The organism is Janthinobacterium sp. J1-1 (assembly GCF_030944405.1).
Lineage (GTDB): Bacteria > Pseudomonadota > Gammaproteobacteria > Burkholderiales > Burkholderiaceae_D > Janthinobacterium.
Genome location: NZ_CP132339.1, coordinates 1,783,716 through 1,805,447, shown reverse-complemented (window position 1 = coordinate 1,805,447; position 21,732 = coordinate 1,783,716). Strand labels below are relative to the sequence as shown.

Here is a 21,732-nt window from a genome sequence, read left to right as displayed (position 1 = left end):
TGTCACTCTGTCAAATCGCCGCACAGCAAGCGCGCCTGGCGTTCCCACCACTGTCTTTACTTAGCTTGAACACGTATGGCCACTAAAAAACCAGCATCCGACTACAGCGAATCATCCATCCGTGTCCTGAAAGGACTGGAACCCGTCAAGCAGCGCCCGGGGATGTACACCCGCACTGAAAATCCGCTGCACATCATCCAGGAAGTGATCGACAATGCCTCCGACGAGGCGCTGGGCGGCCATTGCACGCATATCGCCGTCACGCAAAACGTCGACGGCAGCATCACGGTCGAAGACAATGGCCGCGGCATTCCCGTCGGCATGCACCCGGAAGAAGGCGTGCCGACCGTGGAAATCGTGTTTACGCGGCTGCACGCGGGCGGCAAGTTCGACAAGGGTTCGGGCGGCGCCTACGCGTTCTCGGGCGGCTTGCATGGCGTCGGCGTGTCCGTCACCAATGCGCTGTCCTCGCGCCTGGAAATCACCGTCTGGCGCAAGGAAAGCGACGGCAATGGCCTGCACCACATGGTGTTTGCCGATGGCGACGTGATCGAACCGTTGAACTCGCGCCCGGCGCCGCGCGACGGCAAGAAATCGGGCACGCGCGTGACCGCCTGGCCGAACGCCAAATACTTTGACTCACCGAATATCTCGCAGCCCGAGCTGCAGCGTTTGCTGCGCTCGAAGGCCGTGCTGCTGCCTGGCGTGACGGTCACGCTGACCAACGCGAAAACCGGCGACACCCAGACCTGGCTGTACGCGGAAGGCCTGCGCGGCTACCTGACCGAATCGCTGGCGCAGGTATCGAATGGCGAAACCCTGATCCCCCTGTTCGAAGGCGCGCAGTATGCAAGCTCCGAATCGGAAGGCTTTGCCGAAGGCGAAGGCGCGGCCTGGGTGGTGGCGTGGACGGAAGAAGGCGCCATCGTGCGCGAATCGTATGTCAACCTGATTCCCACCTCGAATGGCGGCACGCACGAATCGGGCTTGCGCGAAGGCCTGTTCGGCGCCGTGAAAAACTTCGTCGAGATGCATTCGCTGCTGCCGAAAGGCGTGAAGCTGCTGCCGGAAGACGTGTTTGCGCGCGCCTCGTTCGTGCTGTCGGCGAAAGTGCTGGACCCGCAATTCCAGGGCCAGATCAAGGAGCGCTTGAATTCGCGCGACGCCGTCAAGCTGGTCTCGACCTATACCAAGCCGCCGCTGGAACTGTGGCTGAACCAGCACGTCGACTACGGCAAGAAGCTGGCCGAACTGGTGATCAAGCAGGCGCAGTCGCGCCAGCGCTCGCTGCAGAAAGTGGAAAAGAAAAAATCGTCGGGCGTGGCCGTCCTGCCGGGCAAGCTGACCGACTGCGAATCGTCGGACATCACGCGCAATGAACTGTTCCTGGTCGAGGGCGACTCGGCCGGCGGCTCGGCCAAGATGGGCCGCGACAAGGAGTTCCAGGCCATCCTGCCGCTGCGCGGCAAGGTGCTCAATTCCTGGGAGACCGACCGCGACCGCCTGTTCGCCAATAACGAGATCCATGACATTTCGGTGGCCATCGGCGTTGATCCGCACAGCGCCGGCGACAACCCCGACCTGTCGGGTCTGCGCTATGGCAAGATCTGCATCCTGTCCGATGCGGACGTCGACGGCTCGCACATCCAGGTACTGCTGCTGACCCTGTTCTTCCGCCACTTCCCCTCGCTGATTACCAAGGGCCATATCTGCATCGCCCGCCCGCCTTTGTACCGCGTGGACGCGCCGGCGCGCGGCAAGAAGCCGATCCAGAAAATCTATGCGCTCGACGACGGCGAACTGGTGGCCATCGAAGACAAGCTGCGCAAGGAAGGCGTGAAGCAAGGCGCGTGGGCGATCTCGCGCTTCAAGGGCCTGGGCGAGATGAATGCCGAGCAGCTGTGGGAAACCACCATGAATCCGGACACGCGCCGCCTGCTGCCGGTGATGCTGGGTGCGGTCGACCATATGGATTCGAGCGCGCGTTTCAATATGTTGATGGGCAAAGGCGAAGCAGCCGGCCGCCGCGCCTGGATCGAAGAACACGGCAATGAAGCGGAGGCGGACATCTGATGATCATCGGCATCGACCTGGGCACCACCAACAGCCTGGTCGCCATCTGGCGCGACGGCAAGGCTTCCATCATCCCCAATGCGCTGGGCGAGCACCTGACGCCGTCGTGCGTCAGCATCGACGACGACGGCACCGTGCTGGTGGGCCGCGCCGCGCGCGAGCGCCTGCAGACGCACCCGCAATTGACGGCATCGGTCTTCAAGCGCTACATGGGCAGCGAAAAGAAGATCACCCTCGGCACGCAGCAGTTCCGTCCCGAGGAACTGTCATCGATGGTGCTGCGCGCCCTGAAGGAAGATGCCGAAGCGTTTTTGGGCGAAAAGGTCGAGGAAGCCATCATCACCGTGCCTGCCTACTTCAGCGATGCACAGCGCAAGGCAACGCGTATCGCCGGCCAGCTGGCGGGCCTGCGCGTGGAGCGCCTGCTGAACGAGCCGACGGCCGCCGCGCTGGCCTACGGCATCCGCGACAAGGAACAGGAAAGCAAATTCCTCGTCTTCGACCTGGGCGGCGGCACCTTCGACGTGTCGATCCTGGAGCTGTTCGAAGGCGTGATGGAAGTGCGGGCCTCGGCCGGCGACAATTTCCTCGGTGGCGAGGATTTCGTCACGCTGCTGGTCGACGCCTTTGTGGAGCATAGCGGCTTGCGCACGACGCTGGGCAGCCGCCAGTTCGACCCGCGCCAGCAGCAGTTGCTGCGCGACGAGGCCGAACGGGTCAAGCGCCTGCTGTCGGATCAATCCCCGGTGCGCATGAACACGCGCTTCGAGAACACCGACTACAGCTGGGAAATCGGCGAAGAAAGGCTGGCGCAATTGTGCGAGCCGCTGCTGGCGCGCCTGCGACTGCCGGTCGAGCGCGCGCTGCGCGACGCCACCATCCGCGCCGCCGAACTGAACGAAGTTGTCCTGGCCGGCGGCGCCACGCGCATGCCGCTGGTACGCAAACTGGTGTCGCGCATGTTCGGCCGCTTCCCCGCCATCCACCTCGATCCGGACGAAGCGATCGCGCTGGGCGCGGCCGTGCAGGCGGGCCTGAAAATGCGCGACGCGGCGCTGGACGAAGTGGTGATGACGGACGTCGCGCCCTACTCGCTGGGCATCGGCATTTCGCGCCAGGTCGGCCCCAACCAGTACGAGGGCGGCCATTACCTGCCGATTATCGAGCGCAACTCGGTGGTACCGGTCTCGCGCACGGAAAACATCGTCACCATCCACGACAACCAGAAGGAAATCAATGTGGCGATCTACCAGGGCGAATCGCGCCTGGTGGCCGACAATGTCTTCCTCGGCAAGATCAACTTCCCGATTCCCGTCAAGAAGGCCGGCGAAGTGGGCATCGACGTACGCTTTACCTATGATATCAGCGGCGTGCTGGAAGCCGAAGTGACGGTGCTGGCCACCCAGGAACACCATAAAATGGTCATCAGCGACAACGCCGGCGTGATGACGCCGGAGCAGATCGAACAGCGTTTCGCGGAACTGGCCGACCTGAAAATCCACCCGCGCGACCAGATCGAAAACCGCACCCTGGTCACGCGCGCCGACCGCCTGTACGAACAGTCGCTGGGCGACGTGCGACAGTACCTGGCCGCCCATACGGCCAACTTCCAGGCCGCGCTGGAGTCGCAGGACCCGTCCACCATCCGCAAGGCGCGCACGGCTTTTTCAGCGGTACTCGAAGAAATAGAAAGCAACAGTTTTCTCTGATGAACAGTACTGCCCCGGACACCTGGCATATCCTGAATATCGCGCGCACCGGCGACGAGCGCGAGATCAAGCGCGCCTACGCGCGTCAGTTGAAGCTGAACCGTCCCGAGGATGATCCGGCGGCATTCCAGCGCCTGCGCGACGCCTACGAAGAGGCATTGCGGATGGCGGCGCATGACCAGCACGCGGCATCGATGATCGCGTTGCGGAAAAAAGATGCGGTTCCCGCGGTCAACATGGACGGCCGTCGGTCAGCCACGGCGCCTGATGACAGCGGGTTTGCCGTCCCCGATCCGCTGAAAGAAGCAGCCAGCCTCTGGCAAGAGTGGCTCAACGCCGCTGGCGGGCTGCATTTGAAGACGCTGGAAGCGCGGCCGGTCATGGCCAATTTTTCCGTCCGCGAGGAGTTCGAGCGCATGGCCTTGCGCCACTGCGCCACTGCGGCCTGCCATGACCAGACGCGTGTCAAGTTCATGGCCCACTTTCAATGGGGTGAGCGGGTGGCGCAGCTGCATGCAATCGATGCACAGGCCGCCAGAGAGATGTTGGCACGCCATCACGCTACCTGCTCCTTGCATCATTTGGAGGACAGCGGGCGCTTCAACACCGCGCTTGCGCTGTTGATGGCCCCACCACCGGCATCGAGCCGCCTTCTGGCGAATGCCGGATTGACGCACCAGTTGCTGGAACTGATCCATCTCATCCGCTGGCAGCACCCGGATCTGCTGGCCTACAAGATCAACGCCGAGGCCTACACCTGGTGGGAACGGCAGGCGCGCGCAAAAAAATATTTTACCAGGACAGCCAAGATGTCCGCACTGGGCGGACTCGCTCTCTACGCGTCATGCCTGTTCATGCACCAGCTCGGCGAGTTTCAATTTGCCTTTCCGCATCTGAACGCCTTCCTGCTGGCACAAGCGATTTCCTTCGCCCTGTTCGGCGCCTATGCCTTCCATCGCCCCAGCGCCCTGCTCGATCACATGGAGCGGTTCAAGGAAGCGCGCTTCGGCAACTGGCTACGGCATGAGCGCCATCAGAAGAAATGGCAATTCGGCTGGCTGGCTCTGTACGCCGCCGCATCGCTGCTGCTATTTGTCCCGCACCCTGCTCCATTCGTGGTGTACACGGAGACCTTGGCATTTGCCGCATGTGCCCTACTGGCATTACTTTCGGCATCGGTGCAGCTCAAGCCGGAGGCTTATGTCCTGCTGCTTCCGCTGTCGCTGCTGCTGGCCTATGGCATGCAAGAGCTGGGTTTTGAAGATTTCCACTTCGCTGCACGCCTGGCCTTCAGCCTGTGCCTTGTGCTGATGCTGGTGCGCAGCGGACCGCAGCTCTACGCGGCAACAGCATTGCCGGAACCATGGCGCGCCAGCTTGCGCACCGTATGGCTGCTCGGCGGAACAGCCGTGTTTTTTATCACTGCCACCACCATCCTGCCATCGAGCGTGGCAGTGATCGCCGCATGGCTGTGGTGTCTGGCCGCCATGCCTTTATACGAGTTCAAGATGGCAGGCCTGTCCAGGCACTTGATCTGGCCGGCCCTGATCCTGGGGAAATTCGCCCTTTTTTCTGGCGTGTCTTTTTTCAAGGAATTGCCTGACGCACGCATGGTACTACCGGAAGCGTTGTTGCTGTTTATTGCCATTCTGATCCTGGGCAATCTCTATCACGCGGCACAGCAAAAAAATATCTATACCTGAGTGGCGGTTCCAACGAGCGTCAAACCCGAAAACTTACTTATCATGCCCATCTACCGCCATTCATTGATTGATCACCAGCCTGTCTTTGCCAAACGCAATGCGCGCCTGGCCGGCAACGCAGCGCGGCCGTCCGAGAACGAAGGTTTGCTGTAGATGGATGGCGACCTGCATAACGGCCAGCGCAGCCTGTGGGCGATCCTGGGCACGGCGCCCACCGGCGACGAGCGCGCCATCAAGCGCGCCTATGCCAAACGCCTGAAGCTCACGCGCCCGGAAGACGATCCGGAGGCGTTCCAGGAGCTGCGCGAGGCCTATGAATATGCGCTGCACCATGCGCCGCGCTTTGCCGAGGAACTGGCGGAGTTACGGGAAGATGCGGAAGTAGCGACACCAGCTGCGCCGCTTGTAGTGCCCGAGCCGGCGGCCGAGGTACAGGCGCCGCCAGCCGAATTGTGGGGCATCGTCGACCCCGTGACGGAACAGGCGCCAATCGAACTGTGGGGCGTGATCGACACGCCGCCACCGCCGCCTGCCGAACTATGGGGCATCATCGAGATCGACCCGGCCGAGGAAGCGGCCAGTATCTGGCAGGCCTGCCTGGACCAACTGCAGCAGGCCGACGCCGAAGCAGTCCTCGCCGGCACACTGCAGGACCAGGCCCTGCTGAAACTCGACGTGCGCGAGGAATTCGAATTGTGCGCCTTGCGCTACTGCGCCAGCGAAGGTTACGACATCGCGCTGCGCGACGCCGTGTTTGCCGCGCTGGGCTGGAATCACGACTTTTCCTACCTGGCGCGCAGCCATGGCGATCTGGTACGCAGCGCCGTGCAGCGTTTTCGGGCCGACCAGTCGTTCATGCATTTCGTCGACTTCGGCCAGAACTATCCTGGCCTGGACTGCATCATGTCGCAAAAGCCGCCATCGGCCTATGCGCGCCAGCTGTTCGATGAAAAATTCACCAGGCAGTTGCGCGAACTGCTGTACACCATACGCTGGCATCACGGTGAAATGCTGGCCTACAAGCTCGACACCGAACAGTTCGAACGCTGGGAGCATGCGGTCTTTTCCAAGCGCTATTTCCAGCAGACGGCCTTGCAGTCGGCCGGCCTGGGTTTCGTGCTGCACTTTATGCTGGCCGGCGTGGTCAGCGTGGCCGGTATGCAGCTCGACGACGTTGGCAGCAAGATCAGCCTGTTCGGCTTCCAGGCGCTGGCGTTTGCGCTGATGGCCCTGCTGGCCTTCCGCTGGCCGGCGCCGCTGTTCGACAGGCTGCAGGCAGTCAAGGAGTGGGCCGACCAGCGCATGCTGCAGGCGCGCCCCGGCCTGCCTCAACTGGGCTGGATCGTCCCGTTCATGCTGGTGTCGCTGCTGTTGTTCCTGCCTGCTCCTGATCCGACGCTGCGCATCGCCACCGCCGGCGCGCTGTGCGTGCTGGCCTTGCTGGCGTTCGCCGCCAACCGCACGCTGCTGCAAGGCCTGCTCGGCTACGCGGTGGGAGGGTCGCTGTTTGCCAGCATCTTCATGAGCGGCAAAGGGACGCACGGGCTGGCGATCAGCGACAGCATGATGCTGGTGTTCTGCCTGCTGGTGCTGGCGCTGCGCACGGCCAACGGCCTGTATGCGCAATGCGGCTGGCCGGAAGCCATGCTGCCGCGTTTGCGCGCGGCGTGGGTCATCGCCTGCGCCATCGGATTGACGGCGCTCCAGGTACAGCCGGCGAACGCGAACGTGCTGGGCGCCCTGCTGTTCGCCTGGGCCTGCGTGGGCATGCTGTTCGCCCCCGTCGACCTGCGCTGGAGGTTTTCCTGGCCGCTGGTGCTGGCGCCGGCGATCGCCAGCTTGCTGCTGGCGGGCCAGCCCTCGGGCGCGCTATCGCACGCCTCGCACACCATGACCAGGCTGGGCGCCGTGCTGGCGCTGGCCGTGCTGTATTTCACCATGCTGCACCTGTATCGCCTGCACAGGATCTCCAAATCTTAAAACGGGCTGTCATAATCAGCCCATGAATTCAACCGCAATCACTCAATACTGAAGCCCGCACCATGTCCACACAAACGAATTTATTTGACGATGCCCAGCCCGAGCCGACCGTGCCCGATGAACCGGTGTTCGACGGCGAGGCGCTGACCCTGTCCACCTTTGCCGAGCGCGCCTACCTCGATTACGCCATCTCGGTGGTCAAGGGCCGCGCCCTGCCCGACGTGTGCGACGGCCAGAAGCCGGTGCAGCGCCGCATCCTGTATGCGATGAACGAGCTGGGTCTCAATTCCACCGCGAAGCCGCGCAAGTCGGCCGCCGTGGTCGGCGATGTGCTGGGCAAGCTGCACCCGCACGGCGACCAGTCGGTGTACGACGCGCTGGTGCGCATGGCGCAGGACTTTTCGCTGCGCTATCCGCTGATCGACGGCCAGGGCAATTTCGGCTCGCGCGACGGCGACGGCGCCGCGGCCATGCGCTACACGGAGGCGCGATTGACGCCGATCGCCAAGCTGCTGATGGATGAAATCGGCATGGGCACGGTCGACTTCCAGCCCAACTACGATGGCTCGACGGAAGAACCGAAGCTGCTGCCGGCGCGCCTGCCGATGGTGCTGCTCAATGGCGCTTCCGGCATTGCCGTGGGCCTGGCCACCGAGATCCCGTCGCACAACCTGGCGGAAGTGGCGAAAGCGGCGGTGGCCCTGATCCGCGATCCGAAGATGACGCACGCCGAACTGATGGCCATCATTCCGGGCCCGGACTTTCCCGGCGGCGGCCAGATCATCACACCGGCCACGCAGATCCAGGATATGTATGCGAGCGGGCGTGGCAGCATGAAGGTGCGCGCGCGCTGGAAGATCGAAGAACTGGCGCGCGGCCAGTGGCAGGCCGTGGTGACGGAACTGCCGCCGGGTACCTCGTCGCAAAAAGTGCTGGAAGAGATCGAGGAGCTGACCAATCCGAAAGTCAAGCTGGGCAAGAAGGCCTTGTCGCCGGAGCAGATCTCGCTGAAGGCCCTGATCCTCAATTCGCTCGACACCATCCGCGACGAATCGGGCCGCGCCGCGCCCGTGCGCCTGGTGTTCGAGCCGAAATCGAAGAACCAGGACCAGGCCGAGTTCATGCTGATGCTGCTGGCCCATACCTCGCTCGAATCGTCGACCTCGATCAACCTGGTGATGATAGGCGGCGATGGCCGTCCGCGCCAAAAAGGGCTGGGCGACATCCTGCGCGAATGGATCGCCTTCCGCTTCGAGACCGTCACGCGCCGCACCGGCTACAAGCTGGGCAAGGTGCGCGACCGCATCCATATCCTGGAAGGACGCGAAGCGATCCTGCTCAATATCGACAAGGTCATTTCCATCATCCGCAATTCGGACGAGCCGAAAGCGGCCCTGATCGAAGCGTTCAAGCTGTCCGAACGCCAGGCCGACGATATCCTGGAAATCCGCCTGCGCCAGCTGGCGCGCCTGGAAACCATCAAGATCCAGCAGGAACTGGCCGAGCTGCGCAAGGAAGAAAAATCCTTGCAGGACCTGCTCGACAACCCGGGTTCGATGAAGCGCGCCATCATCCGCGAAATCGAAGCGGACGCCAAGCAGTTCGGCGACGCGCGCCGCACCCTGATCGAGGAAGCCCAGAAAGCCGTGGCCGAACAGAAGGTGGTCGACGAGCCCGTCACCGTGATCATTTCCGAAAAAGGCTGGGTGCGCGCGCGTACCGGCATCGGCCACGACGCGGCCCAGTTCACCTTCAAGGCCGGCGACGCCCTGCATGGCGCGTTCGAGTGCCGTACGGTCGATACCCTGCTCGGCTTCGGCAACAACGGCAAGATCTACTCGGTGCCGGTGTCGGCGCTGCCCAACGCGCGCGGCGACGGCGTGCCGATCACGACCTTGTGCGACATGAGCGGCGGCACGCCCGGCAATGCCGTGCGCATCCTGCATTACTTTGCGGGCAATGGCGCCACCAACCTGCTGCTGGCCACCAGCGCCGGCTACGGCTTCGTGGCCAAGGCGGGCGACATGGCCAGCCGCCTGAAAGGCGGCAAGTCCTTTATCACCCTGGACGATGGCGACGTGCCGCTCGAACCAAAAATCATTCCGGCGGCGGCCAGCGCCGTGGCCTGCCTGACCGAAGGCACGCGCTTGCTGGTGTTCGGCCTCGATGAAATGAAGACCCTGACCAAGGGCGGCACCGGCGTCAAGCTGATCGAACTGGAAGGCAAGGACAAGCTGCTGGCCGTGCAGCCGATCACCCAGCGCGGCGTGGTGGTGTCCGGCATCGGCCGTGGTGCCAAGCCGCAGGATGTGTCGCTGGGCGCCACCGGCCTGGCGGACCACTTCGGCAAGCGTTCGAGGAAGGGCAAGGCGCTGGCATCGAAGTTGAAGCCGGTCAAAATGACGGCGATCGGGTGATTGTTACCGCGCAGGTCGGATTAGCGCTCCGCGCTAATCCGACACCACCGTTGGCGGCGTCAACAATGTTGTCGGATTACGCGCGGCTGTGCCGCGCTAATCCGACCTACGGTCTTTGCACAAATAGTTTTGCATAATCCCAGCCGTTCCCCGTTATCCCTGCAAGGCATACATCGGCATGCCTGCAGATCGACAGGAGAACCGGCATGGCCATCGCAGTTTCCAGCACTTCCCCATCCAGCCTGACGCCGGCCGAACGGCAGGTGGCCGTCATGGCGGCCGAAGGCGCAGCGTATAAAACCATCGCCAAAGTGCTGGGCAAGTCGCCCGCCACCGTGCGCAACCAGTTGCACGCCGTGTATCGGAAGCTCGACGTGGCGAACCGCACGGCGCTGGCCTGCAAGCTGCGCGGGGAAAGCTGAACTGGCGGGTGTCGATGCCTCATTGCCTGGCCAGTTTCAGTACTTCGGGCGTGGCTTCGATCACTTCGATCACGCGCTGCGGCACGCTGACCATCTCGTCCATCAGGGCATAGCGGTTGCCGCCCATCGCTTTCAATTGCGTCACCGGCCTGGCCAGCGGCCTGTCATCGGGGCCGGCCATCAGCGTCGTCAACTGGCCGTCCTCGCCAAACTCCAGGGTTTCGCGGCCGCGCCGCGCCGGCGGGAAAGGGTAGCCATGCGTAGGACGATAAACGAGCACGCCAGCTTCATCTTCTTCGAAGGAATGGGTCCAGCTGCCCGCAACCGGCAGCGCTTGCTGCGTCTTTATTTTCATCTTGTTCTCCACATTAAAACTGTGTGATGACGCCACCGAGGTCGTCGAAACCGTCGACGGTGGGCTGCCAGGCGCCGCCAGCCCAGGCCTTGTGGAACAGCGCGCCATTCGTGCCCGTCACGAACACATCGAGGCGATCCGGACCCCAGCTTGCCGCGCGCGGGCGCGAGGTGCAGGTGCCGCCCAGGCTGTCAAAACCATCGGCCGATGGCGTCCACGCCGTGCCATTCCAGGCCTTGTGGTACAGGGCGCTGTCGGTGCCGATGACGAACACGTCGAGCCGGTTGCCGGCCCACGAGACGGCTTCCACCTCGCCCACGCAGACGCCGCCGAGACGCTCGAAGCCGTCGATGGACGGCCCCCATTGCGCGCCATCCCACCATTTGTGATACAGCGCGCCATCGGTGCCGGTGACGAACACGTCGAGGCGGTCCGGGCCCCAGCTGACCGCGCGTGGCGACGACAGGCACACGCCACCGAGCCGTTCATAGCCAGTGAGCGATGGCCCCCAGGCGGCGCCGTCCCACCACTTGTGGTACAGCGCATGGTCCACGCCGATGACAAAGATGTCGAGCCGGTTTTCGCCCCATGACACCACTTCGGGCTGGCCCAGGCAGACGCCGCCCATGGCTTCGTAGCCGCTCAGGGATGGCCCCCAGGCCGTCCCGTCCCACCACTTGTGGTACAGCGCACGGTCGGTGCCGACGACGAACACGTCGAGGCGATTCGGTGCCCGGCTGACCGCGCGCGGGTCGCCCACGCACAGGCCACCCAGAGACTCGAAACCGTCCACCGACGGCCCCCAGGCCGAACCGTTCCACCATTTGTGATACAGCGCGCTGTCGGTGCCGGTAACGAAAATATCGAGGCGGTCGGCCCCCCATGACACCGCCTGCGGCGCGCCCAGGCAGATGCCGCCTTGCGCTTCGAAGCCGGTGACGGACGGCTGCCAGGCCGCGCCATCCCAGGCCTTGTGGTACAACGCATGGTCGGTGCCAGGCACGAAAACGTCGAGCCGATTGCTGCCCCAGGCCACCACCGGCGAGGAACTGTGGCGCGGCGCCAGCGCGCCGCCGCCACCGACGGTGCCGATGGCGGCGCGCGGACCGTCGAGGCAAGCCTGCATGCGCGTCACCTGGCCGGCCGTGAACATGAACATGGCCGGGTCGTCGACATAGTCCATGTAGTTCATGAACATGTCGCCGTGCGGCCCGTTATTGCATGACAGTTGAGGAAACGGCGGCTGGCCCGTGTGCGCGCCGCCCTGGTTGGGCGTGTCGTCGACATTGTCGGTGCCGCTGCAGCCGGTGCCGTCGTCGCCCCAGATATGGTTCAGGTTCAGCCAGTGACCCACTTCATGCGTGGCCGTGCGGCCCAGGTGGAATGGCGGCGCGGCCGTGCCGATGGTGCCGAAGGCCGACTGCAGGATCACCACGCCGTCGGTTTCAGCGGGGCCACCGGGAAACTGCGCATAGCCGAGCAGGCCGCCACCCAGCTGGCAGACCCAGATATTCAGGTAGGAGGCGGCCGGCCAGGCATCGAGCCCGCCCGAGGCCTGCGACTTGACGCTATCGTCGGCGCCGAACGCGCTGACGCTGGTCTGGCGCCGCTCGATGCCGGTGCTGGCGGCGCCATGCGGATCGACGGTGGCCAGCGCGAATTCCACGCGCGCGTCGGCCGTGAACGGCAGGAACGGCGCCGGCGTGGCCTCGACATCGGGATTGGCGCGACGGAAATCGCGGTTCAGCACATCGATCTGGCTGGCGATCTGCGCGTCGGAAATATTCTGCGCGGCCGTATTCCACACCACATGCACCACCACGGGAATGCGCGTCACGCCCGTGCGCCCGGCCATGCCGCGGCCTTCCTGGTACAGCAAGGTCATGTTTTCGATATCGTCGCGCACCAGGGCGTAGGCCGGATTCTCATTGAGCAGGCGGCGGTGCACGTCCATGGTGGCGCAGCGGCGTACTTGCGGCGTGCCGGTGGGGTTCGAGGTGGCCATGATGTTTCCCTTTCAGTGTGTCCGGAAAAACACTATGGCATGGCGAAAGCGAGAGGATTTGATGCGGATCAAAGCTGGCAGGCAGCAGGGAAAAATGTCCAGACGAAAAAAAAAGACAGCCGAAGCTGTCTTTCTCGCTTTACATCCAGCAGGAGTGGCCTGCGGAGGGATGCTGCCAATTACTTGGCTGCTGCGGCTTTCACGTCAGCGTCGGCCTTGGCTTTCACTTCCGCAGTTTTGGTGGCGGCAACGGCTTTGTCAGCGTTGGCTTCCACTTTTTCCTTGGCCAGTTTTTCGTCGGCTTTGACGGAAGCCTTGTGGGCTTTGGCGTCAGCTTTGGCGTCTTTCTTGTCGGCCTTGGCTTGTGCTTTCAGCTTGTCTTCCGGATCGGCGTCAACGACATTGTCGTGTGCCTTGGCTTTGGTCTTGGCGGCCTTGTTATGGGCGTCGGCTTTCTTTTCGTCAGCCTTGGCTTGTGCCTTGGCGACGTCTTCGTTAGCGTCGGCTGCTACTTTGGCTTCCTTGTTGACAGCCTTGTTGACGTCTTTTTGTGCCGAATTCTGGGCATTGGCCACTGGCGTGGTGGTTTGAGCGATGGCTGCGGTAGCAAATACGGTAGCGATCAGGGCGGCGAGTAATTTGTTCATGATGTGACCTTTCAAGTGGTTTACATTATTCTGACTAAAGGCGGGCAAAATGTTCAAAATTTGCCAGCACTGCGCTGGTTTCTGGTGAAACACCGCAGTGGCATGACTTCATAATAGAGAACAATCAAAAACCACACAGTGCGCTAGCGCACTCATGAGAAAAAACACTGCAAACAGGCAATACCCTCTCAGGACAATACCGCCCTTGCCGCATGGCGGGCCGCCACCCATTCCTCGTTCGCCGGCTCGACGCCTACCACGATGCGGCTGTGCGCCGTCGAGATCACGCTGGCGTTGCGCGCATTCGCTTCGCCATCGAGCACCGGGCCGACAAATTTCAGCTCGTCGCAGATGCGCTGGCGCAGCACGGCGCTGTGCTCGCCGATACCGGCCGTGAATACCAGCATGTCCAGCCCGCCCAGCACCGCCGTCAGCGCGCCGATTTCGCGCACGATGCGGCGCACGTACAGCGCCAGCGCCGCGCGGATGCGTTCGCCCGTTTCATCTTGCCGGCCTTCCTGCGCCAGCAGCACCGGCGGGTCGGCCGACACGCCCGAGATGCCCAGCAGGCCCGACTCGTGGTACAGCACATGGGCCACTTTTTCCAGCGACAGCTTTTCGATCTCCATCAGGTAGATCACGGCGCCCGGATCGAGCGCGCCGCAGCGCGTGCCCATCATCAGGCCGTCGAGCGCCGAAAAGCCCATGGTGGTGCCGACACTGGCCAGGTTCTCCATCGCGCACAGGCTGGCGCCGCTGCCCAGATGCGCGACGATCACCTTGCCGCGCGCAACGCTGCCGTAGCGCTGCTCCAGCACCAGCGACTGGTACTCGTACGACAGGCCGTGGAAACCATAGCGGCGCAGTCCGCGCTCCCAGGCATCGTAGGGCAGCGCCAGCATCTGTTCGACCTGCGGCACCGTGTGGTGGAAGGCCGTGTCGAAGCACGCCACCTGGGCAATATCGGGCCGCGATGCGAGCAGCACTTCGATCGCCTCCAGCGCAAACGGCTGGTGCAGCGGCGCCAGCGGCACATAGGTTTTCAGGTCGGCCAGCACGGCCGCGTCGATACGCACCGGCGCAAAATACTTGCTGCCGCCATGCACCACGCGGTGCGCCACCGCATGCAGGCGCCGCCCCGCCAGTTGTTCGACCACCTTTTCGCGGATATGCGCCAGCGCCTCGTGGTGCGCCTGTTCCGGTGCAAACACCAGCGTCTCGGCCTGCAGGCCGCCGGCGCGGTACAGCGTTTTTTCACGGCCGATGCCTTCGACCTTGCCGCTCCATTCCGACTGCTGCGCCACGCCACCCTGGCCGGCCGCGAACAGCGCGAACTTGATGCTCGACGAGCCGCAATTGAGCACCAGGATCAGCGCGCCGTCAGTTGAGTGAATAGCTGCGCTCATGGTGGCGTGCTCCGGTAGTGGCTGGCCAGCATCACGGCCAGCGCGCACGACGCGATGCGGCTGGCGCGCGAATCGGCGCGGCTGGTGAGGATGATGGGGATCTTGGCGCCCAGCACGATGCCGGCCGTGTCGGCGTCGCCCATGTATTCAAGCTGCTTGGCCAGCATATTGCCGCTTTCCAGGTCCGGCACCAATAAAATGTCGGCGCGGCCCGCCACTTCCGAAACGATGCCCTTGACGGTGGCCGCCGCGATCGAGACGGCGTTGTCGAACGCCAGCGGGCCGTCGAGGATGGCGCCGGTGATCTGGCCACGGTCGGCCATCTTGCACAGTGCCGCCGCATCCACCGTGGCCGGCATGGTGGGGTTGACGGTTTCCACTGCCGCCAGGATCGCCACGCGCGGGCAGGCCACGCCAATCACGTGCGCCAGGTCGATCGCGTTGCGCACGATGTCGGCCTTGATCTCCAGGGTCGGCACGATATTGACGGCGGCGTCGGTGATGATGAAGGGGCGCGGATAGGCGGGCGTCTGCATCAGGAAGCAGTGGCTGACGCGGCGCTTGGTGCGCAGGCCGGCGCTGGACGCCAGCACGGCCGACATCAGTTCGTCCGTGTGCAGGCTGCCCTTCATCAGCGCTTCGACCTCGCCCTTGCCGGCCAGTTCGGCGCCGCGCGCGGCGGCCGCATGGCTGTGTTCCACGTCGTCGATGGCGATGCCGGCCAGGCTCAGGCCAGCGGCCGCCGCCACCGCTTCCAGGCGCGCGCGCGGCGCCACCAGAATCGGCGTGATCAGACCGGCCGCATGCGCATCGAGCGCGCCGGCCAGGCTCAGTTCATCGCAGGGGTGGATCACCGCCACTTTGATCGGGCCCTTGCTGCGCGCCTGCTCCACCAGGCGGCGCGTGCCCTCGCCATTGTGCAGCCGCACTTCGGGCAGGGTGGCGCGCGTGCGGGCGATCTGCTCGGCTGGCGCGATCACTTCGGCCACGCCGTCGAGCACGATGTCGCCATGCTGGTTGACGCAGCGGCAGGCCAGGGTCACCTTGCGCGTGGATGCTTCACGCGCGGTGACGGTCACGCCGATATCGAGCGTGTCGCCGACGCGCACCGGCAGCAAAAAGCGCAAGGTCTGGCCCGTGTAGACGGTGCCGGCGCCGGGCAGGCGCGTGCCCAGCACGGCCGAAATCATGGCCGCGCCCCACATGCCATGCGCGATCACGCCCTGGTAGCGCGACGAGGCGCCAAATTCGGCGTCCAGGTGCTGCGGATTGTCGTCGCCCGACATCACGGCAAACAGCGAAATATCGTCGGCGCTCAGGGTGCGCTGGATGCTGGCGCTGTCGCCGATGGCGATCTGTTCGAACGTGCGGTTGCGCACGATATTCAATTCATCATGAGGATTCATCTGGGTCCTTTACGCGATGGTCGCGGATGTGGCGGACGTCTTTCCGGACGCCGCGTGTTTCGTTGCGGTGGCTTGTTGCGTGACCTGGCCGAAGACGTCCAGCATCTGCGCCAGGCTGGCTTTTTCTTTCAGCGTGGGCGCGTCCAGCATCAGCACCACCTGCTCCAGGCCGGCCGCCATCTCGCGCACCGCCTCGGGATGGGCGCGCGCCAGCAGCACCGGCAGGGCGGCCATGCTGGCCTCGAAATCATGCTGCATCAATTTCGCCTGGCGGCGCACGATGATGCGGAAGTCATCCATGCGCAGGCCCTGCTCGAACAGGGGCTGCAGCAATTTGAGGGTCAGGTTGAAGCGGCGCTCGTCGGCGGCGGTGCGCAGGCGGTGGACGTAGAACAGCGCACGCACGCCTGCCTCCACCAGGCCGCCCTGGTACACCTCGTCGTCCAGGCTGGCGCCATCGTCGTTGTGTTCATGCGTGACGCCGGGATGCGGACGGGGGATGACGCCGGCGCCCTGGCCTGCCAGCGCCTGCACCAGCGGATTGCCATACACCAGGTCAAAGGTCTGCTCGGTGGCCGCATCGCGCAGGTCGCGCCAGCTGTTCAGGCCCGCCGTGATGGCGCTGGAGAACGCTTCCTGCATCGCCAGCAGCGGATTGCCGGCAGCCACCGGAGTACGGTGGGCACGCACCTTGTCGGCTTCTTTTGCGACCATTCTGGCCAGCGGATTATGGTCATTCCAGCGCTCGTAGGACACGCGCAGCGGGTGCATCAGTTCCAGCATGCGCGCCGATTGCGGCGTCACCACGGCGCGTACCCACGGCTGCACGAAGCTGCGGTACAGCGACAGGTTGACTTCCGAAACACGCGCCGCGGCGGCGAACTTGCGGTCGTTTTCCACGCTTGGTTGCACGATGGCGCGCACATCGTCGATGCGGCGCTGCTCGACCGACAGCACATAGTCGCCGCTGGCCAGTTCCGCGTTGGGGGTGTCGGCCGTCTTGTCGACGATCTGCGCTTCGTACAGGCCGGCCGGCAGCAGGTTGATCAGGTCGATATTGCTGGCGAACTTCTGGTGCTCCTTGTGGCCCACCTTGCCGGAGACGAAAATGCCCAGGTGCCCGATGCTGTCATGCACCGAGTAGACGATGGTCTGGTCGTGCGCCTGCAGGTCGGCGTCGTCGCGGTACAGGTCGGTGATCCAGCCCAGCGCCTGTGGTGGCGGCGTGATGTTGTCGCCGTTGGAGCAGAACACCACGATGGGCGAGCGGATATTGCGCAGGTCCAGGCGCACGCCGTCGGACGTGATCAGCTGCGCGGTGGCCAGGCGGTTGCCGATAAACAGATTGTCGACGATGTACTGCATCTCGACGGCGTTCAAAAACACATGGCCGCCCCAGTATTTTTCAAACTCCAGGTAGCGCGGCGCTTCCGTGTCGATGTTGGCGTACAAGTTGTACTGCTTGCTCCAGTGGGTGTTGGCCGGATTGAGCTTCTCGAAATTCTGCACCAGGTTGGCGCCGTCGAAACGGCCGTTGCCCAGGTCGCCCGCCAGCGCCGTGGCCCAGCTGCCGCCCATCATGCCGCCCGAATAGCGCATCGGATTGCGGCCATGCCAGCCGGCCCAGTACGACACGGGCGCGCCGGCGACAATGATGGGGCCGAACAGGTCGGGGCGCATGGCGGCCGTCATCAGGATCTGCCAGCCGGCCTGGCAATTGCCGATCACGGTCGGCTTGCCTTCGCTGTGCGGGTGCAGGGAAATCACTTTTTCCAGGAAGGCCACTTCCGCATGCATCACGTCTTCCACCGTCTGGCCCGGCACCGGATTGGGCAGGAAGCCGATGAAGTAGCAGGGATGGCCGGCGCGCAGGGCCACGCCCACTTCGCTTTCGGCCTTGAAGCCGCCGATGCCGGGGCCATGGCCGGCGCGCGGGTCGACCACCACGAAGGGGCGTTTGGAGGGATCCGGTTGCGGCAGGTCGGGCGCCAGGATGCGCACCAGGCCATAGTTGACGGGGCGCGGCAGGTCCACGCCCGTCATCACGATTTCGGCCGGGAAGTCGAGCACGTTCGGCACGTCTTCGACCAGGTGTTCCTGGTACTGGTTGCCGCGCTTGCGCATCACGTCCGCGTACAGCACGATGCGCTGCCACGAGTCGCGCGCGTAGTCTCCCAGCATGCCCAGCGATGGCACGCCGCCGGTCGAGAAAATGGCTGCGGATGGTGTCTTCATGGGGTTCCTTGTATGTGCTTTCAAGCGTGTTGGACGGCATTGCCGCAGCCGGCACTATGGCCAGGCGCAGGCTGCCGCCATCGATTAATTGAGGATGTTGTAGCCGCCGTCGACATACAGCGTGCCGCCCGTGATCGAGCGCGCGCCGTCGCCGGCCAGGAAGGCGCACAAGGCGCCGACGTCATCGATGCTGGCCAGGCGGCGCATCGGCGAGCGCGCTTCGGCGTCGGCCAGCAGGCGGTCGAAATGGGCGATGCCGGAGGCGGCGCGGGTGGCCAGTGGCCCCGGCGAAATCGCATTGACGCGGATGCCGGCCGGGCCCAGTTCGGCCGCCAGGTAGCGCACCGACGCTTCCAGCGCGGCTTTCACGGGGCCCATCAGGCCGTAGTCGGCGATCACTTCTTCGGCACCCAGATAGGTCATGGCCATCAGGCTGCCGCCCTGCCCCATCAGCGGCTCGGCCAGTTTCGCCATGCGCATGAAGGAGTGGCACGAGATATCCATCGCCTGCGCGAAACCGGCGGCCGAGCTGTCCGTCACGCGGCCATGCAGGTCCTGCTTGGGCGCAAAGGCGATCGAGTGCACCAGGAAATCGAGGCCGCCCCATTGCTGTTGTATCTGGTCGAACAGCGCTTCGAGCTGGCCCGGCACGGACACGTCGAGCGGCGCCGTGATGGCCGCTCCCAGCTGCTGCGCCAGCGGTTCCACATGCGGGCGCGCCTTGTCATTGAGCCAGGTCAGCGCCAGTTGCGCGCCGGCCGCGCTCAGCGCGCGCGCACAGCCCCAGGCGATGCTCTGGTCATTGGCGATGCCGACCACCAGGCCGCGTTTTCCCTGCAAACCGAATAGTGGTTGTGTCATGGGGCCACCCTCACGGTCGCTGCGGCAGCAGCGCTGGCCACGGCGTGGCGGCGCTGATGCAGCGCGCCGCGCCCGTATTGAGCCGGCGCGCACAGGTGGCCAGGGTGACGCTGCCGATGCGGGCATACGGCAGCAAAATGGGGGTGTGGGGATGGAGCTGGTCGAACGCGCCAGGCGCGCTGTCGTGCATCTTCATGTCTGTGGCTTTTCCGTCTGGGTTCCAATAAATGGCAACAGCTTGACGGTGCGTCCGGAAGGCATGGTGCGCACGGTCAAGACACCTTGATACGGGGCAACTATAACGGCGTTTGCGGCAATGCAACATTGATCTGAATCAAATTCTACCGCAATACCATGACCACGCCATGACAGTGCGCCTATTGTGCGGCGCACTGTCACAAGCCTAATTGAGTATCAGATCGATGTTTTCCACGATATTCGACAATTCAGGCTCGGGGCTGTTATTCAGTATCCAACCCACCAGCTTGCCATGTTCAATGATTTCCTTTTTTGAATAGACCAGGGTGAAATACTCTTCGCGTTCCATCCGATCGCCCGGTACCGGACGATTCCTCTTGTTTTCGGGCACATCCTCGAAGTAATAGCGCGATGTTTTTAGCGCCGGATATTTTTCCAGCAAAGTATCATCGATCTGCAGCGGATCATGGCCGGTCCTTCTGCCATACAGATCGTCGCGCGAGATGCCGGTAATGACGAGATTTTTGATATTACCCCTGGCCTCCTCATACGCCTGTTTGGTGGTGGAAAAATCCCCCTGGACGATCTGGTCGCCCGCCTTCAGTTTCCTGATCACCGCCATGCGTACGTAGTCGCCCTGGATTTCCGTTACCTTGAGAATGAAATACTGGTTTTCCATGCTCTGGCTGCCGTTATGACCACGCCGCTGGTTGAAAACAAAGCTCCCCAGTTTCAATGCATGCTCGGGCGTGGCGATGGCCTTTTTCCATAAGTACGGGTCCACCACCATGCGCTTGACGACATAGACAGCGATCAGGGCGATAACAATGATGAGGAGGGTCTTTTTCATGGCCGGTCAACGTTTCGGCGTGCCGGCATACAGGTCGATAATGGTGCTGATGCCGTCTTGGCAGACCGAACAGAAAGTCTCGCTGCGGTCGAACATGATGCACTGCATCGCGGGGCGGTAGAACCCGGTCGACTCGTAATTGGCACCCTCGAACGCGCCCACCGCATGGCGCTGCGGCGCCCTGGAAAACAGCTGCTCGGTATGCGCCAGGTCGGCCTTGAACAGGGCGCTCATTTCGCTCTCCGGACGATTCGCGGCGCGCAGGGCCGCGCGTTCCTTCTGGTATTCGCGCGCGTGGCTGTCATAGGCGTCCTTGGGCCACGGCGTGGGCAGCGGCGTGCCCGCCTTCACATGGCTTTTCCATTTCAGCTTGGCCGGGTCGCGCAGCGCCGTGGCGTTCGGCTCCCACGGTTCCTGGCGTTCGCCATTCGACTGGTAGGCCACGGGCGAGGTGTAGTACTCGTCGGCCAGGCCGGCGAAATGGTGGCCGAATTCATGCACGAACAGATAGTTGGCCCAGTCGTTATTGGCCGCCGCCGTGCTGAACTGGCCGAAGATGCCGCCACCGCCATAGGTGTCGTTATTGACGAGGATTTCGATGAATTCATACGGCGCGTACTGCGCCAAGTCGCGCAGCGCGCGGTTGTCGGTGGTCAGCACATAGCGCTCGCTGCCGAAAATATCGTAGCGCGTGCCCAGCGGCGACGCATGGTGCACGCCGGTCGACGGACGCGACACGCCCGACTCCTGGGTCGGCGCGGCCATGGCCCAGACATTGAAGTCCTTGGCGCGCTCGCGAAACGGCGAGACGGTAAACAGATGCTCGGCCAGCTTGCGCGCGGTCGCCTCGAACTTGCCCATCTCGGCCGCCGTATAGCCGTCGCCCAAAATCAGCAGGTCGACCTTGTCGGCGGAAGCCCCGCTGACGCGGATGGGAATCGGCTTGACGGGCGATGCAGGCTGCTGGCGGATCACGTCCTGCGCCTTCGGGTCGACATCGGTGGACCAGACGATGGAAAACAGGCCGCGCTCGTCGCGCTTCAGGATGCGCACGCGCACCGGCTGCTCGGGCTGGGGAAAACGCACCGACTCCTGAAAGGCGCGCGTGGTGGTTTTCGCTTCGTCGGTGCTGCTCCATTCGCCGAAGATGGTGGAAAAGCCGCGCGAGTACAGCACCTTGCCGGTCTTGATGTCGACCACTTCCACCATATTGACGCCACGGTTGCTGTCGTCGAGGGTGCGCGCCATGCTGCCCGGCCAGGGCAAGGGCTCGACCAGCACGCGTTCGACCGCGTAATGCTCGCCCAGTGCGTTGCCGCTGTGCTGGTAGTCGAGGCGCATGGTGGCCGGCCGCGCTGCCTGCACGACGGGCGCGGCGGCGGCCAGCGCCAGCGCGGAAAGAAAAGATCGGATAAAAATGGGCTGCATGGCATTCCTGGAAGTGGACAAGGCAAACGGCGACTAT

Annotated in this window: 16 protein-coding genes; 6 read left to right on the top strand and 10 right to left on the bottom strand. The window is 63.8% G+C overall.

Translation table 11 applies throughout. The annotated features are described in order from the left end of the window. Window positions 1-75 precede the first annotated feature (75 nt). The 6 genes from Q8L25_RS08150 (at window position 76) to Q8L25_RS08125 (ending at window position 10,304) form a co-directional block, all read left to right on the top strand. The gene (locus Q8L25_RS08150; RefSeq protein WP_308924381.1) at window positions 76-2,073 is read left to right on the top strand and encodes a DNA topoisomerase IV subunit B; all 1,998 of its coding nucleotides are present in this window, start codon (window positions 76-78) and stop codon (window positions 2,071-2,073) included. After that, a complete protein-coding gene (locus Q8L25_RS08145; RefSeq protein WP_308924380.1) occupies window positions 2,073-3,782 on the top strand; it encodes a molecular chaperone HscC in 1,710 nt (569 codons plus the stop codon). Before Q8L25_RS08150 ends, Q8L25_RS08145 begins: the two co-directional genes overlap by 1 nt. After that, window positions 3,782-5,485, top strand: a complete 1,704-nt coding sequence (locus Q8L25_RS08140; protein WP_308924379.1) for a hypothetical protein — start codon at window positions 3,782-3,784, stop codon at window positions 5,483-5,485. Before Q8L25_RS08145 ends, Q8L25_RS08140 begins: the two co-directional genes overlap by 1 nt. Window positions 5,486-5,638: 153 nt before the next feature. Then, complete coding sequence (locus tag Q8L25_RS08135; protein ID WP_308924378.1) at window positions 5,639-7,465, top strand: hypothetical protein; 1,827 nt, start codon at window positions 5,639-5,641, stop codon at window positions 7,463-7,465. A 62-nt stretch (window positions 7,466-7,527) separates the two neighbouring features. Then, window positions 7,528-9,882 (top strand): DNA topoisomerase IV subunit A, encoded by a 2,355-nt coding sequence (gene parC, locus Q8L25_RS08130; protein WP_308924377.1) that lies wholly within the window; start codon window positions 7,528-7,530, stop codon window positions 9,880-9,882. A gap of 206 nt (window positions 9,883-10,088) precedes the next feature. Next, window positions 10,089-10,304 (top strand): helix-turn-helix transcriptional regulator, encoded by a 216-nt coding sequence (locus tag Q8L25_RS08125; RefSeq protein ID WP_308924376.1) that lies wholly within the window; start codon window positions 10,089-10,091, stop codon window positions 10,302-10,304. 19 nt (window positions 10,305-10,323) lie between these two features. On the opposite strand, the gene Q8L25_RS08120 is transcribed toward Q8L25_RS08125, so the two are convergent. The 10 genes from Q8L25_RS08120 to Q8L25_RS08075 form a co-directional block, all read right to left on the bottom strand. Beyond that, window positions 10,324-10,659 carry a hypothetical protein gene (locus tag Q8L25_RS08120; protein ID WP_308924375.1) on the bottom strand — a complete coding sequence of 112 codons (336 nt, stop codon included), beginning with the start codon at window positions 10,657-10,659 and terminating at the stop codon, window positions 10,324-10,326. Between the two features lie 13 nt (window positions 10,660-10,672). After that, window positions 10,673-12,664, bottom strand: coding sequence for a M43 family zinc metalloprotease (locus Q8L25_RS08115; protein WP_308924374.1), 1,992 nt, complete (start codon window positions 12,662-12,664; stop codon window positions 10,673-10,675). Between the two features lie 179 nt (window positions 12,665-12,843). Beyond that, the gene (locus Q8L25_RS08110; protein WP_374694247.1) at window positions 12,844-13,368 is read right to left on the bottom strand and encodes a hypothetical protein; all 525 of its coding nucleotides are present in this window, start codon (window positions 13,366-13,368) and stop codon (window positions 12,844-12,846) included. 131 nt (window positions 13,369-13,499) lie between these two features. Further along, a complete protein-coding gene (locus tag Q8L25_RS08105) occupies window positions 13,500-14,717 on the bottom strand; it encodes an acetate/propionate family kinase (protein ID WP_308924373.1) in 1,218 nt (405 codons plus the stop codon). Further along, window positions 14,714-16,123, bottom strand: coding sequence for a bifunctional enoyl-CoA hydratase/phosphate acetyltransferase (locus Q8L25_RS08100; protein WP_308924372.1), 1,410 nt, complete (start codon window positions 16,121-16,123; stop codon window positions 14,714-14,716). Before Q8L25_RS08100 ends, Q8L25_RS08105 begins: the two co-directional genes overlap by 4 nt. A 9-nt stretch (window positions 16,124-16,132) precedes the next feature. Continuing rightward, window positions 16,133-18,358, bottom strand: a complete 2,226-nt coding sequence (locus Q8L25_RS08095; RefSeq protein ID WP_374694246.1) for a DUF3141 domain-containing protein — start codon at window positions 18,356-18,358, stop codon at window positions 16,133-16,135. Window positions 18,359-18,442: 84 nt separating this feature from the next. Then, entirely contained in the window at window positions 18,443-19,219 is a 777-nt protein-coding gene (gene fabI / locus Q8L25_RS08090; RefSeq protein WP_308924371.1) for an enoyl-ACP reductase FabI, read from the bottom strand. Window positions 19,220-19,229: 10 nt separating this feature from the next. After that, window positions 19,230-19,415, bottom strand: coding sequence for a hypothetical protein (locus Q8L25_RS08085; RefSeq protein ID WP_308924370.1), 186 nt, complete (start codon window positions 19,413-19,415; stop codon window positions 19,230-19,232). A gap of 207 nt (window positions 19,416-19,622) precedes the next feature. Further along, window positions 19,623-20,267: a hypothetical protein gene (locus Q8L25_RS08080; RefSeq protein ID WP_308924369.1), complete on the bottom strand. Its 645-nt coding sequence runs from the start codon at window positions 20,265-20,267 to the stop codon at window positions 19,623-19,625. Between the two features lie 6 nt (window positions 20,268-20,273). Beyond that, window positions 20,274-21,695 carry a M64 family metallopeptidase gene (locus Q8L25_RS08075; RefSeq protein ID WP_308924368.1) on the bottom strand — a complete coding sequence of 474 codons (1,422 nt, stop codon included), beginning with the start codon at window positions 21,693-21,695 and terminating at the stop codon, window positions 20,274-20,276. Window positions 21,696-21,732: the final 37 nt, after the last annotated feature.

Coding starts and splice junctions, on each gene's coding strand:
- Q8L25_RS08095 (WP_374694246.1), bottom strand. CDS start 18,358: ATGAAGACACCATCCGCAGCCATTTTCTCGACCGGCGGCGTGCCATCG.
- Q8L25_RS08105 (WP_308924373.1), bottom strand. CDS start 14,717: ATGAGCGCAGCTATTCACTCAACTGACGGCGCGCTGATCCTGGTGCTC.
- Q8L25_RS08125 (WP_308924376.1), top strand. CDS start 10,089: ATGGCCATCGCAGTTTCCAGCACTTCCCCATCCAGCCTGACGCCGGCC.
- Q8L25_RS08145 (WP_308924380.1), top strand. CDS start 2,073: ATGATCATCGGCATCGACCTGGGCACCACCAACAGCCTGGTCGCCATC.
- Q8L25_RS08100 (WP_308924372.1), bottom strand. CDS start 16,123: ATGAATCCTCATGATGAATTGAATATCGTGCGCAACCGCACGTTCGAA.
- Q8L25_RS08135 (WP_308924378.1), top strand. CDS start 5,639: ATGGATGGCGACCTGCATAACGGCCAGCGCAGCCTGTGGGCGATCCTG.
- fabI (WP_308924371.1), bottom strand. CDS start 19,219: ATGACACAACCACTATTCGGTTTGCAGGGAAAACGCGGCCTGGTGGTC.
- Q8L25_RS08120 (WP_308924375.1), bottom strand. CDS start 10,659: ATGAAAATAAAGACGCAGCAAGCGCTGCCGGTTGCGGGCAGCTGGACC.
- parC (WP_308924377.1), top strand. CDS start 7,528: ATGTCCACACAAACGAATTTATTTGACGATGCCCAGCCCGAGCCGACC.
- Q8L25_RS08080 (WP_308924369.1), bottom strand. CDS start 20,267: ATGAAAAAGACCCTCCTCATCATTGTTATCGCCCTGATCGCTGTCTAT.
- Q8L25_RS08115 (WP_308924374.1), bottom strand. CDS start 12,664: ATGGCCACCTCGAACCCCACCGGCACGCCGCAAGTACGCCGCTGCGCC.
- Q8L25_RS08085 (WP_308924370.1), bottom strand. CDS start 19,415: ATGAAGATGCACGACAGCGCGCCTGGCGCGTTCGACCAGCTCCATCCC.
- Q8L25_RS08140 (WP_308924379.1), top strand. CDS start 3,782: ATGAACAGTACTGCCCCGGACACCTGGCATATCCTGAATATCGCGCGC.
- Q8L25_RS08075 (WP_308924368.1), bottom strand. CDS start 21,695: ATGCAGCCCATTTTTATCCGATCTTTTCTTTCCGCGCTGGCGCTGGCC.
- Q8L25_RS08150 (WP_308924381.1), top strand. CDS start 76: ATGGCCACTAAAAAACCAGCATCCGACTACAGCGAATCATCCATCCGT.